At 73.6% G+C, this 14,605-nt stretch carries 12 protein-coding genes; 10 read left to right on the top strand and 2 right to left on the bottom strand.

Annotation, left to right across the window (positions count from 1 at the left end; genetic code table 11):
- Positions 1-21: 21 nt before the first annotated feature.
- A complete protein-coding gene (locus tag ACZ6A9_RS21705; protein ID WP_468987758.1) occupies positions 22-1,032 on the bottom strand; it encodes a LacI family DNA-binding transcriptional regulator in 1,011 nt (336 codons plus the stop codon).
- A 100-nt stretch (positions 1,033-1,132) separates the two neighbouring features.
- On the bottom strand, positions 1,133-2,449 hold the full coding sequence (locus ACZ6A9_RS21700) for an MFS transporter (protein ID WP_468987757.1): 1,317 nt from the start codon (positions 2,447-2,449) through the stop codon (positions 1,133-1,135).
- An 83-nt stretch (positions 2,450-2,532) separates the two neighbouring features.
- Between ACZ6A9_RS21700 and ACZ6A9_RS21695 the strand changes: the two genes are divergently transcribed.
- The 10 genes from ACZ6A9_RS21695 to ACZ6A9_RS21650 all read left to right on the top strand — a co-directional run bounded on the left by ACZ6A9_RS21695 (position 2,533) and on the right by ACZ6A9_RS21650 (position 14,602).
- Positions 2,533-3,501: a LysR family transcriptional regulator gene (locus tag ACZ6A9_RS21695; RefSeq protein ID WP_468987755.1), complete on the top strand. Its 969-nt coding sequence runs from the start codon at positions 2,533-2,535 to the stop codon at positions 3,499-3,501.
- Positions 3,502-3,680: 179 nt separating this feature from the next.
- A complete protein-coding gene (locus tag ACZ6A9_RS21690; protein WP_468987754.1) occupies positions 3,681-4,922 on the top strand; it encodes a DNA polymerase III subunit gamma/tau domain-containing protein in 1,242 nt (413 codons plus the stop codon).
- Positions 4,922-7,069: a polysaccharide deacetylase family protein gene (locus ACZ6A9_RS21685; RefSeq protein WP_468987752.1), complete on the top strand. Its 2,148-nt coding sequence runs from the start codon at positions 4,922-4,924 to the stop codon at positions 7,067-7,069. Before ACZ6A9_RS21690 ends, ACZ6A9_RS21685 begins: the two co-directional genes overlap by 1 nt.
- Before the next feature lie 75 nt (positions 7,070-7,144).
- The gene (locus tag ACZ6A9_RS21680; RefSeq protein WP_468987751.1) at positions 7,145-8,392 is read left to right on the top strand and encodes an acyltransferase family protein; all 1,248 of its coding nucleotides are present in this window, start codon (positions 7,145-7,147) and stop codon (positions 8,390-8,392) included.
- A 93-nt stretch (positions 8,393-8,485) separates the two neighbouring features.
- Positions 8,486-9,367 (top strand): hypothetical protein, encoded by an 882-nt coding sequence (locus ACZ6A9_RS21675; protein WP_468987749.1) that lies wholly within the window; start codon positions 8,486-8,488, stop codon positions 9,365-9,367.
- A gap of 176 nt (positions 9,368-9,543) precedes the next feature.
- Complete coding sequence (locus tag ACZ6A9_RS21670; RefSeq protein WP_468987747.1) at positions 9,544-10,902, top strand: nitrate/nitrite transporter; 1,359 nt, start codon at positions 9,544-9,546, stop codon at positions 10,900-10,902.
- A gap of 130 nt (positions 10,903-11,032) precedes the next feature.
- Complete coding sequence (locus ACZ6A9_RS21665) at positions 11,033-12,187, top strand: uroporphyrinogen-III synthase (protein ID WP_468987745.1); 1,155 nt, start codon at positions 11,033-11,035, stop codon at positions 12,185-12,187.
- Positions 12,188-12,294: 107 nt separating this feature from the next.
- Positions 12,295-12,888: a CGNR zinc finger domain-containing protein gene (locus ACZ6A9_RS21660; RefSeq protein WP_468987743.1), complete on the top strand. Its 594-nt coding sequence runs from the start codon at positions 12,295-12,297 to the stop codon at positions 12,886-12,888.
- A gap of 293 nt (positions 12,889-13,181) precedes the next feature.
- Entirely contained in the window at positions 13,182-13,766 is a 585-nt protein-coding gene (locus tag ACZ6A9_RS21655) for a sigma-70 family RNA polymerase sigma factor (RefSeq protein ID WP_004930798.1), read from the top strand.
- Between the two features lie 74 nt (positions 13,767-13,840).
- Positions 13,841-14,602 carry an anti-sigma factor family protein gene (locus ACZ6A9_RS21650; protein WP_468987741.1) on the top strand — a complete coding sequence of 254 codons (762 nt, stop codon included), beginning with the start codon at positions 13,841-13,843 and terminating at the stop codon, positions 14,600-14,602.
- The last annotated feature ends 3 nt before the right edge of the window (positions 14,603-14,605 follow it).

The raw sequence follows: 14,605 nt of genomic DNA, 5'->3' as shown, positions 1-14,605 counted from the left end.
GGCCTGTGTCATGCCCGGCCGTCACGCGGGACCCCCGCGCGGTGCCGTGCTCGCCCGCTCCGTCAGGCGCGGCGGCAGCAGGGTGGCCCCCGGTACGGGAGCACCGGACAGCTTCCGCACCAGCAGACGCACCGCGCGGGTGCCCAGCTCGGCGGACGGCACGGCGACCGAGGTGAGCGGGATCCGGGCCGACGCGGCCACCGGGGCCGGACAGACGGCGATCAGCGACACGTCGCCGGGGACGCGCAGCCCCACCTGCTCGAAGGCGTCGACCAGGGGATCGAGGAGCGGCTCGTTGTGCACCACCACGGCGGTCAGTGCGGGCAGTTCGCGCAGCAGCCGCTCCGCGATCGCGCGGGCGTCGTCCCGGCCCGTCCCGCACGGACGCACGGCGGAGGTGAGCCCGCCCCGGTCCGCGGCCGCCGTGAAGCCCTCCACGAGCCGCCGCGCGAACGCGGTCCGCCGTACGTACACCTCCGGCGGTGAGCCGACCAGCGCCACCACCCGGTGCCCGAGCCGCGCCAGATGGTCCACGCACAGCTCGCCGGCCGCCCGGAAGTCCAGGTCGACGCAGGTCAGCCCGTCCGGCTCGGCGGGTACGCCGACCAGCACCGAAGGTAAGGAACACGAGCGCAGCAACGGCAGCCGGGCGTCCTGGAGCTGTACGTCCGTCACGATCACCGCGTCCGCGAGACCCGCCTCGGCCACGCGCCCGATGCCCTCCTCGCCGTCCCCGTGCGTGAGCAGCAGCACGTCGTGGTCGTGGGCGCGGGCGGCGGTGACCACCGACACCGCGAACCGCGTCATCACCGGCAGGTGGATGCCGGAGCGCATCGGGACGGCCAGGGCCAGCACCCGCGAGCGCCGTCCGGCCGGCCCCCGGCCGGCGTCCGCGCGATAGCCCAGTTCGAGCACGGCCGCCTGGACCCGGCGCCGCGTCGCGTCGGAGATCGGACGCTTGCCGCTGAGCGCGTACGAGACCGTGCTGGGGGAGACCCCGGCGCGCCGGGCCACATCCGTGATCTTCACCATCGGGAGTCCTCGTCTGCACCGTCCGCGGAGAGGGGGAAGCGGTCGGCGCCCTGGGTCGAAGCGCTTCGACGGGTGAAGGTATGTGCGGGACCCGTGGTCGTCAATGGGGCGAGCGTGAATCGGTGGAGCGGTTCGACGGCCCGCACCGGACGAAGGCGCACAGGGCGAGGAGGAGGGCGGTCGTGGCCGCCGCCACGGGCACCCCGAACCCGGCCGTCGCCGAGACGTGCTCCACGGTCCAGCCGCCCACCGCGCTGCCCGCCGCGATCCCGCCGAGCAGACCGGTCACCGCGAGCGTCATGCCCTCGTTCAGCCGGTCCCCGGGGGTGGACGACTGCACCAGGGTCATCGTGGTGACCATCGTCGGGGCGGTCGCCATCCCGGCGGCCAGGAGCGCCCCCGCGAGGACCCACAGCGAGCCGGTGAGGCCGGCCGCGAGCAGGGGGAGGGTCATCAGCGCGGCCATCGCGGTCAGGCACCACGGCAGCAGAGCGCGCGCGGACCCGGCCGGGCGCACCGCCCCGTACAGCAGCCCCGCCGCACAGGAACCGGCCGCCTGCAGCGCGAGCACCGCGCCGGACGCCGCGCGGTGCCCCTGGGCGTCCGCGAACGCGATGGTCACCACCTCCATGGAGCCGAACACCGCACCCGTCGCCAGGCACACCCCCAGCAGCGGGCGCATCCCGGGCGCCCGGAACGGCGCCCGTCCGGCGGAGCGCCGCACGGCCGGCGGCTCGGTCGACCGCTGGGCGGTGAACAGGACGACGCCCGCCAGCAGCAGCACGGCGCCCACGAGGGTGCCGGCCTCCGGGAAGAACGCCGTGCACAGGAAGGCCGCGAGGACGGGGCCGAGCATGAAGCACAGCTCGTCCGCGGCCTGTTCGAAGGCGTTGGCGGTGTGCAGCGCCTCGCGGTCCCCCTTCAGCAGGTGCGCCCAGCGGGCCCGGGACATGCCCCCGGTGTTGGGGGTGGTGGCGGTGGCGGCGTAGGAGGCGAACAGGGTCCAGTCGGGGGCGCCGTGACGCACGCAGAGCAGCAGGGCGAGCGAGCCGAGCACGGCGAACACGGTGGCGGGCAGTGCCACCCGGGCCTGCCCGTGACGGTCGACCAGACGCGCGGTCCACGGCGCGACCACCGCCGTCGCCGCCAGGCCCGTCGCGGTGACGGCGCCGGCCAGGGCGTACGAACCCCGCGTCCCGGCGATCATGATGACGGCGCTCACGCCGAACATGCCCATCGGCAGCCGGGCGATCAGGTTCCCCGCCGTGAAGGCGCGGGCGCCGGGCAGGGCGAAGAGACGGCCGTAGGGACCCTTCGGGCGGGGCGCGCGACGGGTGCGCGGACCGAAGTCGACGGCGACGAGGGTGTCGGCGGTGACCGTGAGCAGGGGAGTGTCCCGGGAGGTCGGCAGAGGCATGGACCCACCCTCACCGCCCGCCGCACGGCCGGTCCAACACCTTCTCGGTGCCGATTCACACGCATCCGTTGTAAGTTCGCGTGATGTCCGCCCCCATCCACCTCGACCCGCGCCTGCTGCGCGCCTTCGCGACCGTCGCCGACGAACTGCACTTCACCCGCGCCGCCGCGCGCCTCCACGTCTCCCAGCAGGCGCTCAGCCGGGACGTACGGCGGCTGGAGAGGGAGCTGGGCAGCGAGCTGTTCGTGCGGACCACGCGCCGGGTGACGCTCACCGCCGACGGCGAACGGCTGCTGCCGTACGCCCGGGCGGTGCTCCGGGCGCAGGAGGACCTGCTGGCCGCGGCCGGGCAGGCGCGCCCCCTGCTGGTCGACCTCAACTCCCCGGGCCTGCGGACACCGCGCCGCGTGCTGCACCGGGCGCGTGAACTGGCGCCGGAGCACGAGCTGATGGCCCGCTACGAGAGCGGACTCGGCCACGCGGCGCAGGAGTTGCTCGCGGGGCGGCTCGACGTGTCGTTCGGGCGGTTCGCGGGGCTCCATCCCGCGCTGCGCTCCGGACTCGACCAGCAGCCGGTGCGGTACGAGCCGATGGCGGTCGTGCTGCCCGAGGACCACCCGCTGGCCTCCCTGCCCGAGGTGCCGCTGGCCGCGCTGTCCGGCGAGACGGTGTACGCCGGGGCCGGGAACACCCGCACACCCGAGTGGACCGACCTCGCCCGGCGGCTGTTCGAGGGGCGGGGGATCGCCCTCGCGCCGCCCGCGCCGCTGGCCGTCGGGGCGGAGGAGTTCCAGCGCGTCATGGCCCGAACGCGGCACCCGGTCCTCGCCGTCGTGGACTTCCCGGCGATGCCGGGGACCGTGCTGCGGCCGCTCGTGGAGCCGGTCCCGCTGTCACCCGTCTCCCTGGTGTGGCGGAAAGGGCTGATCCATCCCGCTCTGACGGCACTTCGGCGTGCCGCGGCCGTCCTCGGCGCCGAGGAGGGGTGGCTGCGGGTGCCGGAGGAGGGATGGATTCCGGCCAGCGATTCTGTTGTGATGGCGTCCTCGTGATGTCTCGCCTTCGCCACGAACGGCCACACGGCGAACACAGGACCTCCGCGTGCGCTACATTCAATGCCCGAGCACAGTGTGATAAATGGGGCGCTCGGAGCGGGTGGGGGCCCGGTCCGACGGCAAGTGCTCAGGTCGTACGCGCACCCTGATCTGTCCCTGGGGGGAAGTGCGTGCGCGTGGAGAAGTGGCGAGAAGACGCCCAACCCGGAGAGCTCGAGGACGCGACGGCGGCCGAGGAGCTTCCGGACAGTGACGAAGACGGGGCCTCCACGGAGACCGGCCCGGCCGAGGACCGCGGGGCGCGCCCCGGAGTCCTCCCCGCCGTGAGCGGCGAGCCCCCGTACGGGCCCGCCGGGAACGCCGACCGCACGGTGTCCCTCCGGGGCGGCCGGGCAGGGGCGGCGCCCGACGGCGACCGCGCGGAGGCGGCAGCACCCGCCGCACTCCGCAAGGAGCTCTCCGCCACCCCGCGGGCCGTCGTGCCGCGCGCGGACGCCCTCGCCGGCCGTCCCGCCGCCGGGCGCGGTGAGGACCCGGAGCGGACCACGATGCTGCGCAGCCCCGCTGCCGCGAAGCGCGGCCGGCCGGTGCCGTCCGCGGAGGCCGCAGCCGGTGCCCTGGTGCGGGACCCCTGGCAGGAGGAGCCCGCCGCCGAGCCCGTCGCGGTCACGCACGATCCGCACGAGGTGACCGTCCAGCTCGACGCCGTACAGTTCGGTGCCGACGGCGTCCTGCAGCGGGCCCCCGCCACGCCGCACGGAAGCCGGGAGAACGCCGACGGGCCCGTGTTCGTCGACGAGTCCGGCCGCCGCAGCCGCAGATACCGCCGCATCGGCATGGCCGTCGGTCTCGCCTGCGCCGGCTACGCCGCCGTCATCGTCGCCACCCTGCTGTCCGGCAACTCCGACGCTCCCTGGCTGCCCGTCCCCGGCCAGCAGCAGGAGCGGCCCGCGGGGAAGGTCGAGACGACCCCGCGGCCCGGTGAGACGGACGCGACGCCCGGCTCCGGCACCAGCCTCCTGCCCGGGGACTCCCCGAGCGAAGGCACCGCCGACCTCCCCGAACCCGGCGCGAGCATCCCCGCGCCCGGCGCCAGTGCCGGCCGGGACGCCCCCGGCGCGAGTGCCGACCCGGAACCGACCGCGACCCGCGGGACCCGGCAGCCGGGCACCGGAACCGGCACCACCCCCGCACCGCAGGCTTCCGAGACCCCGGCGACCACCCCGCCCGCCGTCTCGCCCCCGCCGGCCGACGACCCCGCTCCCGTGACCGGCACCCCGACCGGTGACGCCGCCGCCGCCCCCGCCGCGGACACCGTCGCCGCCCCCGCCGCCCAGCCGGCCGCCGCCCAGAACGACGGCACCGAACCGGCACCCACCGCCACGTCCGCCGCACCGTCCCCGGAGTACGTCCTCTGATGGCATCCCGACCCCGCCGTCGCCGCCTGCCCCTGCGGCTCCTGCTCCCGGTGCTGTTCCTCGTCGCCCTGATGGCGATGCTCATGCTGCGCGGCTACGTGCACAGCGAGATCCTCGCCGACCACCGCGTCCAGTCCCCCGCCGCCGCCGACCAGGTACCGGAGAAGGTCCTGGAGGGCGGCCCGGTCATCGACACCCGCGGCGGCCGCGCGGAGACCCTGCGCGTGCCCGACCGGCACGTCGTCCTCACCTTCGACGACGGCCCCGACCCGGTCTGGACGCCCCAGGTCCTCGACGTACTGAAGGAGCACGACGCGCACGCCGTCTTCTTCGTCACCGGGACGATGGCCTCCCGCTACCCCGACCTCGTGCGCCGCATCGTCGACGAGGGCCACGAGATCGGCCTGCACACCTTCAACCACCCCGACCTGTCCCTCCAGTCGAAGGACCGCATCGACTGGGAGCTGTCCCAGAACCAGCTCGCCATCACGGGCGCCGCGGGCATCCGCACCTCCCTGTTCCGGCCGCCGTACTCCTCCCAGGCCGGCGCCATGGACAACGCCTCCTGGCCGGTCACCCGGTACATCGGCGACCGCGGCTACATCACCGTCGTCAACACCCACGACAGCGAGGACTGGCGCAAGCCCGGCGTCGACGAGATCATCCGGCGCTCCACGCCCGAGGACGGCGAGGGCGGAGTCGTCCTGATGCACGACTCCGGCGGTGAACGCCACCAGACCGTCAAGGCGCTCGACCGGATGCTGCCCGAACTGAAGGACAAGGGCTACACGTTCGCCAACCTCACCGAGAGCCTCGACGCGCCCAGCGCGCACTCCCCGGTGGCCGGCGTGGAGTTGTGGAAGGGCAAGGCCTGGGTCTTCCTCGTCCAGATCTCCGACAACATCACCGCCGTCCTCGTCGCCGGCCTCGCGGTCATCGGATTCCTGGTCATCGCACGCTTCGTGCTGATGCTCGTCCTGTCCGCCGTCCACGCCCGCAAGGTGCGCCGCAAGGGCTTCGCCTGGGGGCCGCCGGTCACCGAACCGGTGACCGTGCTGGTGCCGGCCTACAACGAGGCCAAGTGCATCGAGGACACGGTGCGTTCCCTCGTGGCGAGCGACCACCCCATCGAGGTCGTCGTCGTCGACGACGGCTCCAGCGACGGCACCGCGCGGATCGTGGAGTCACTGGGCCTGCCGGGCGTCCGGGTGGTGCGCCAGCTCAACGCGGGCAAGCCCGCCGCCCTCAACCGCGGCGTGGCCAACGCCCGCTACGACATCATCGTGATGATGGACGGCGACACGGTCTTCGAGCCGACCACCGTCCGCGAACTGGTGCAGCCCTTCGGCGACCCGCGTGTCGGCGCCGTCGCGGGCAACGCCAAGGTCGGCAACAAGGACAAGCTGATCGGCGCCTGGCAGCACATCGAGTACGTGATGGGCTTCAACCTCGACCGCCGCATGTACGACGTCCTGCGGTGCATGCCCACCATCCCGGGGGCCGTCGGCGCCTTCCGCCGCACCGCGCTGGAGCGGGTCGGCGGCATGAGCGACGACACGCTCGCCGAGGACACCGACATCACCATGGCCATCCACCGCGACGGCTGGAAGGTCGTCTACGCGGAGAACGCCCGCGCGTGGACCGAGGCACCCGAGTCGGTGCAGCAGCTGTGGTCCCAGCGCTACCGCTGGTCCTACGGCACCATGCAGGCGATCTGGAAGCACCGCCGCGCGGTGATCGAAGGGGGCCCCTCGGGCCGCTTCGGCCGGGTCGGACTGCCGCTGGTCTCACTGTTCATGGTGCTCGCCCCGCTGCTGGCCCCGCTCATCGACGTGTTCCTGATCTACGGCCTGGTCTTCGGCCCGACCGGCCCCACGATCCTCGCCTGGTTCGCCGTCCTCGCCCTCCAGGCCGCCTGCGCCGCCTACTCCTTCTTCCTCGACAAGGAGAAACTCACCCCGCTCCTGTCGCTGCCGCTGCAGCAGATCCTCTACCGGCAGCTGATGTACGTCGTGCTGCTCCAGTCCTGGATCACGGCGCTCACCGGCGGCCGGCTGCGCTGGCAGAAGCTGCGGCGCAAGGGCGGCGTCGCCGCTCCGCCGGGAGCCTTGGCCCAGCAGGCCCCGGACGGCAGCCCCGTCGCCTGAGGCCGTGCCCTCTTCGCCACCCTCCGCCTGGCCGGCGGCCGAGCCGCCGGCCACGCACCAGGAAGACCCACGCACGTGACCGCACCTCTCCTCCCCACCGGCACGGACGCGTCGGACACGACGGACCCGGCGGACGGATCGAACGACCCGGCCCCTCCGGCAGTGTCCGGACCGGCCGGACCGCCCGCGCGGGACCGCTACTTCGACCTCCTGCGCGCGGTCGCCCTGTTCCGCGTCGTCCTCTACCACCTGATGGGCTGGGCCTGGCTGCCCGTGCTCTTCCCGTCCATGGGCGTGATGTTCGCCCTGGCCGGCAACCTCATGGCCCGCTCCCTGAAGCGCCCCGCCGTCCAGGTCGTGCGGGGCAGGATGCGCCGGCTGCTGCCGCCGCTGTGGCTGCTCGGCGCGATCGGCGTGTCCGGCATGCTGGCCCAGGGCTGGAGCCCCGACGACGACGGCCACCCCGGCTGGTGGTTCCTCCACCTGGCCTTCTGGGTGCTGCCGCTGAGCGACCCGCCCCACGCGGAGGGCCTCGCCGGGATCCCGGGCGTGCTCGGCGAGGACTGGGCGGCGGAACTCGCGGGCCCGCTCTGGTACATCCGCGCCTACCTCTGGTTCGTCCTGCTCTCCCCGCTCCTGCTGAAGGCGCTGCGCGTGCTGCCGTGGCCGACGATCGCCGCGCCGCTCGTGCTCTCCGGCATCCTGCAGTCCGGCTGGCTCTCCCTGCCCGGTGAGCGGATCGACTCGGCACTCACCGACTTCGGCACCTTCGGAGCCTGCTGGATCCTCGGCATGGCCCACCAGCAGGGCGTGCTCAAGCGCCTCCCGCAGTACGTCGTGCCGTCCCTCGCGCCGGTCGTCGGCGCCTTCGGCCTCTGGTACGCCTTCCACGAGGGTTTCCGCGGCGGTCACGACCTCGACTCGATCCCGTTCGCGCAGGCCGTGTGGTCGTTCGCGACCGTGCTGCTGCTCCTGCACATCAGCCCCTCGTGGGCCGAGTGGCCGGGCCGGCTGCGCCGCTGGGACCGGCTGATCACGCTGCTCAACTCCCGCGCGGTGACGATCTACCTGTGGCACAACGTGTGCATCCTGGTCGCGGCCGGCCTCTACGACCGGCTGTGGGGCTTCGAGACGCTGGAGCTCCACGTGCCCTGGCTGCTGGAGAGCTCCTGGCCGGTGCTGGTCCTGGCGTGGATCCTCATCTCCGGGTGCGTAGTGGCATTCGGCTGGGCGGAGGACCTCGCGGCCCGGCGCAGGCCCCGGCTGTGGCCGGACGGCTCGGCGGGCCGCGGCGGGAGCGGGAAGCGGCGGGCGCGCGTCTGATCCGCCGGTACCGCCCGGTGCGCACTCGTGCGAGACTGCCCCGGTTGCGATGGTGAACCGGGGCGACCGGTTGACGCGGGGGAGCGGGTGCGGATGAGCAAGCGGCAGACACAGAAGATGCTGCGGCTGATGGCGAGCGGGGAGCCGGTCGAGCTCACCAGTGCGATGGCATCCGTGAAGAAACTCGCCCGACTCGCCTTCATCGCGCAGCAGTTCGGCTACGAGTACGCCGACGTGCGGCAGGGCGGCGCCAACAACAGCCAGCTGAAGATGCTGATCGTGCCCGACCCCGGTCCGCAGGCCCGCGCCCGTGCCGCGCAGAACTGGGCGCAGTACCCGAACGCCGGCGACGGTGTGTCGGTGCCGCCCCTGGTCCCGGACGCCTTCGAACTGCTCAAGGCGCGCATCAACTTCGACCTCACCGGCAGGAGCGCCCAGAAGCGGATGGGCTACGCCGCCGTCGGTGTCACCCTCGGCTGCGCCGTCATCGCCTTCCGGCTCGGGGGCGCGTCCGAGGACATCGCAATCGCCGCCGTGATCTGGCTGCTCCTCATGGCCGTCCTCGGCCTCGGCCTGGTCGTCACCCGCAGGCGCAACGCCAAGTTCGCGGCCCGGCTCCAGGCCGCCGGTTTCGCCCCGGTGACGGACGGGACCGGCCGGGTCCGCTACCTGCCCCCGGGCGGCCTCGCGGGCCACGGAAACCCCTTCGGCGGCGGCCCGTACGGCGCTCCGGCCCCCCACCACGGACACCAGCCCCAGCAGCCGCCGATGCCGTACGGGCAGCCGCCCGCGCCGTACGCGCCTCCCGCCCCCGCCGCTTACGGCGCCCCGGCCCAGGCTCCCGGCCCGTACGGACAGCCGCAGAGCCCGTACGCCCAGCCCGCCCCGTACGGACAGCCGCAGACCCCGTACGCCCAGCCCGCCCCGCCGCCCCACCCCCAGCAGAACCCCCACTGGCAGCCCCCGCGCCCTTGATCCTCACCGCGTCGCCCGCGCCCGCCGTCGGACACCTCTCACCCCGCCCCCGCCGCGGGTGAGAGCAACGTTCCCTGCCGGTCACCGCGGGCCACAGCGCGGAAACGCTCCCTCCCTACCTTCGGGACCATCCCCTCGCGGCACCCGTCCGCGCCCCGGAGCACAGTGGAGGCCCCATGACAGCCCCCAGCGGCCGCTGGATCGAGCAGTGGGACCCGGAGGACGAGACCTTCTGGGACCGCACCGGAGAGCGGATCGCCCGCCGCAATCTCCTCTTCTCCGTGCTGTCCGAGCACATCGGCTTCTCGGTCTGGACGATGTGGTCCGTGCTGGTGCTCTTCATGGGCCCCGAGTACGGGCTCACCCCGGCCGACAAGTTCCTGCTGACGTCGGTGGTCACCCTGGTCGGTGCCGTGGTCCGGGTCCCGTACACCTTCGCCGTCGCGGTGTTCGGCGGACGGAACTGGACGGTGATCAGCGCCGCGCTGCTGCTGGTGCCCACCGTCGCCGCGTTCGCCGTGATGGAGCCGGGCACCTCCTTCTCCACGTTCCTGCTGGTCGGCCTGCTGGCCGGCATCGGCGGCGGCAACTTCGCCTCCTCCATGACCAACATCAACGCCTTCTTCCCGCTGCGGAAGAAGGGCTGGGCGCTCGGTCTGAACGCCGGCGGCGGCAACATCGGCGTCCCGGTGATCCAGCTCGTCGCGCTCGCGATCATCGGGGCGAGCGGCGGGCCGAGGGTGCTGCTCGGCCTCTACATCCCGCTGATCGTCCTCGCCGCCGTGCTCGCCGCGCTGTACATGGACAACCTCGCCTCGGTGCGCAACGACACCGGCGCCGCCAAGGACGCCGCGCGCGACGCGCACACCTGGATCATGTCCTTCCTCTACATCGGCACCTTCGGCTCGTTCATCGGCTACAGCTTCGCCTTCGGGCAGGTGCTGCAGAACCAGTTCGACCGCACCCCGCTCGAAGCCGCCTACGTGACCTTCGTCGGCCCGCTGCTCGGCTCCCTGATCCGCCCGGTGGGCGGCAGGCTCGCCGACCGGTACGGCGGTGCGCGGATCACGCTGGTGAACTTCGTCGCCATGGGCGCGGCGACGGCGGTGCTGATCGTCGCCTCCATGCAGAAGTCGCTCGCGCTGTTCACCGTGGCCTTCGTGGTGCTGTTCGTGCTGACCGGCCTCGGCAACGGGTCGACGTACAAGATGATCCCCGGCATCTTCCAGGCGAAGGCGCACGCCCTCGGGCTGCGGGGCGAGGCGGCGGACGCGTACGGGCGGCGGCTGTCCGGGGCGGCCATGGGACTGATCGGCGCGGTCGGCGCGCTCGGCGGGGTCGGCATCAACCTGGCGTTCCGCCAGTCCTTCCTCTCCTACGGCTCCGGCACCGGCGCGTTCGTCGCGTTCCTCGCCTGCTACGCCGTCTGCTTCGCGGTCACCTGGGCGGTATACCTTCGCCGCCCGGCGGCCCGCGCGGGTGGCACGAGCCCGGCTCCCGAGGAGAAGCCGCAGCTCAGCTACGCCGACGTGTGACGCGACGTGACGTAACACTGGTGACATGCAGCCGAACCGGGCCCGTCACGGATCGTTGACAGGCTCGGCCGGCAGGGAGGTGGAGCCGCACCTCCCTGCGGTACGCCGACTCGAGCGCGGGACGAGAACCATGGACGACGAACAAGAGCAGCCACCGGAGCACGGTCCTCTCGCGGGATTCACCGTGGGGGTGACCGCGGCGCGCCGAGCCGACGAGCTGGGCGCGCTGCTGGCGCGGCGCGGGGCCGCCGTGCTGCACGCCCCGGCCCTGCGGATCGTGCCGCTCGCCGACGACAGCGAACTGCTGGCCGCCACCGAGGACATCATCGGGCAGGTCCCGCACATCGCGGTCGCCACCACCGCCATCGGCTTCCGGGGCTGGGTGGAGGCCGCCGACGGCTGGGGGCTCGGCGAGGACCTGCTGGCACGGCTGCGCGGGGTGCGGATCCTGGCGCGCGGGCCGAAGGTGAAGGGCGCGATCCGGGCGGCGGGTCTGACCGAGGAGTGGTCGCCGGCGTCGGAGTCCCTGGCCGAGGTGCTCGACCGGCTGCTGGAGGAGGGCGTCGACGGGCTGCGGATCGCCGTCCAGCTGCACGGCGAGCCGCTGCCCGGTTTCGTGGAGTCGCTGCGGGCCGCGGGAGCGGAGGTGGTCGGGGTGCCGGTCTACCGGTGGCTTCCGCCGGAGGACCTCGGCCCGGTGGACCGTCTCGTCGACGCCGTCCTCGCCCGCGCCCTGGACGCCGTCACCTTCACCAGCGCGCCCGCCGCCGCGTCCCTGCTGTCCCGGGCCGAGGAGCGCGGGCTGCTCGACGACCTGCTGGCCGCCCTCGGCCACGACGTGCTGTCCGCCTGCGTCGGCCCGGTCACCGCGCTGCCCCTGCAGGCCCGCGGCGTCGACACCGTGCAGCCCGAACGCTTCCGGCTCGGCCCGCTGGTCCAGTTGCTCTGCCGGGAACTGCCCGCGCGGGCGCGCGCCCTGCCCGTGGCCGGGCACCGGATCGAGATCCGCGGGCACGCGGTCCTGGTGGACGGCGCGCTCAGACCGGTACCGCCGGCCGGGATGTCCCTGCTGCGGGCGCTGTCCCACCGGCCCGGCTGGGTCGTCTCCCGCGCCGAGCTGCTGCGCGCCCTGCCGGGCGCGGGCCGCGACGAGCACGCGGTGGAGACCGCCATGGCCCGCCTGCGCTCCGCCCTCGGCGCCCCGAAGCTGATCCAGACGGTCGTCAAACGCGGCTACCGCCTCGCCCTGGACCCGGCGGCGGACACCAAGTACGGGGACGGCTGAGCGCGGGGGGTTCCGGGGGCCGTGGCGGGCGGGCACTGTGGGAGGAGAACGGTTTCCCGGATCGCTCACCGGCCCCGTGCGGGGCCCACCTAGGCGGTGGCAGGAACATGGCACTGGGTACGGTCACGGCGCCCCACGAGCTGAGGTTCGACACCGGGCGGGTCTGCCTGGATCTGCTCGCGACCACCCATCCCGAGGAACGGCTCGACTCCCCTGCGGCACTGCGCGCCTGGATCGCCGGGTCCGGACTCGTGCCCGAGGACACCACGCTGGCCCACGCGGACACCTCCTGGCTGTCGGCGTTCCGTGAACTGCGCGGGCTGCTCGTCCCGTTGATGCACGGCCGGCCCGCGCCCGGTGTCCCCTCGTACGACCTCGCGCTGGCCCGGGTGAACGAACTCGCCCGTGCCGCGCCCCCGGCACCCCGCGCCGTGCCCGCGGAGGACGGCACCCTGGTGCGCCGCCTGGCCGGGCCGCCCGGCCGGGCCGCGCTGCTCGCGGCCCTCGCGCGGGACGCGGTGGACCTGCTCACCGACCCCGCCGCCCGGGCGCGCCTGCGGCAGTGCGAGGGCGACAACTGCCCCATCGTCTACGTCGACACCTCCCGTGGGCGCAGGCGGCGCTGGTGCTCCAGCGAGGTCTGCGGGAACCGGGAACGCGTGGCCCGCCACCGCCGCCGCGCGGCCCTCGCCCGCGCCTGACGGAATGTCCGCCTCAACTCCTGTGCCGCACATGCGGTTCCGTCCACCGGGCCGAGCGGACAGCAGCCGAAGTGACGTCCGTTACACCTCCGTTCGCTCCGGCCGCCGCCCGCCTCGCGGCATCGCTCCGGCCGCTGTGTCGGAAATGTGAAGAGGCGGCGGGGGAATTGTGGGTTCATGTCCCGGTCGGGGCGCCGGCCCGCAGAAAACCGCCGTCTTTCTTTGAACACCCCACCCCCGCCGTCCGTACCGGTTGTCGAGCGACCGACTGGGGGATCCCCCGGACACCGGAGGTGGGCGTGCGCAAGGATGCGGCCGTGGCCAATGAACGTGGAGCGAGGGCCCGACATCGCATGTCCTCACAGCCCTCGGAACCTGACGAGGAGCTGATGCGTGCGCTGTACCGCGAGCACGCCGGGCCGTTGCTGGCCTACGTCCTGCGGCTGGTCGCCGGAGACCGGCAGCGCGCCGAGGACGTCGTGCAGGAAACGCTCATCCGTGCCTGGAAGAACGCCGGTCAGCTCAATCGGGCGACCGGTTCGGTACGCCCCTGGCTGGTGACGGTCGCCCGGCGCATCGTCATCGACGGCCACCGCAGCCGGCAGGCCCGGCCGCAGGAGGTCGATCCGTCGCCGCTGGAGGTCATCCCCGCGGAGGACGAGATCGACAAGGCGCTGTGGCTGATGACGCTGTCGGACGCGCTCGACGACCTGACCCCGGCTCACCGGGAGGTCCTCGTCGAGACCTACTTCAAAGGGCGTACCGTCAATGAGGCGGCACAGACACTCGGCATACCGAGCGGCACCGTCCGTTCCCGTGTGTTCTACGCCCTGCGGTCGATGAAGCTGGCTCTGGAGGAGCGGGGGGTGACGGCGTGATGAGTGTGTACGGGGGAAACCAGGGATTCGGCACGGGCGGTACGGGTATGTCTGGTGCCATGGAGGGATCACCGGTGCCGAACGAGCACGAGACCGTCGGCGCCTACGCCCTCGGCATCCTCGACGACGCCGAAGCCACCGCCTTCGAGGCCCACCTCGCCTCCTGCGAGTGGTGCGCCCAGCAGCTCGACGAACTCGCCGGTATGGAACCGATGCTGGCCGCGCTCGCGGACCTGCCCGGTACCGGCACGCCCGCGCTGGGCGAGTCCCTGTCCGCGAAGCCCTCGCCCCGCGTGGTGGAGAAGCTGGTGGACGAGGTCGCCGAGCGCCGCGCGAGGAAGCGCCGCCGCAACTTCTACATGGTGGCCGCCGCGGGCGCGCTGATCGTCAGCGGTCCGTTCGTGGCCGTCGCCGCGAGCGGCGGGGACGGCGAGGGCGGAGGCGGGAGCGGCACCAGCCGGACGCTGGCGGCCGACTCGGCCAAGGACGCCTTCGACGGCATCTCCGACAAGATCTCCGCGACCGACCCCGGCACCAAGGTCACCGCGACCGTGGCGCTGGAGGAGAAGACCTGGGGCACCGGCACGGTGCTGGAGCTGAAGAACGTCACCGGGCCGCTGAAGTGCTCGCTGATCGCCGTCGGCAAGAACGGCGAGCGGGAGACCGTCACCTCCTGGTCCGTCCCGGAGTGGGGCTACGGCATGCCGGACGCCACGTCCGACAAGGGCAGGCAGCCGCTCTACATCGAGGGCGGCGCGGCCTTCGACCCGAACGACATCGACCACTTCGAGGTCATGTCCTTCGACGGCGACGTGCTGGTCGAGGTCGACGCGTAGCCG

The organism is Streptomyces sp. NPDC041124 (assembly GCF_055592385.1).
The sequence above is the reverse complement of the archived record's forward strand: the minus strand, read 5'-3'. Positions and strand labels throughout refer to the sequence as shown.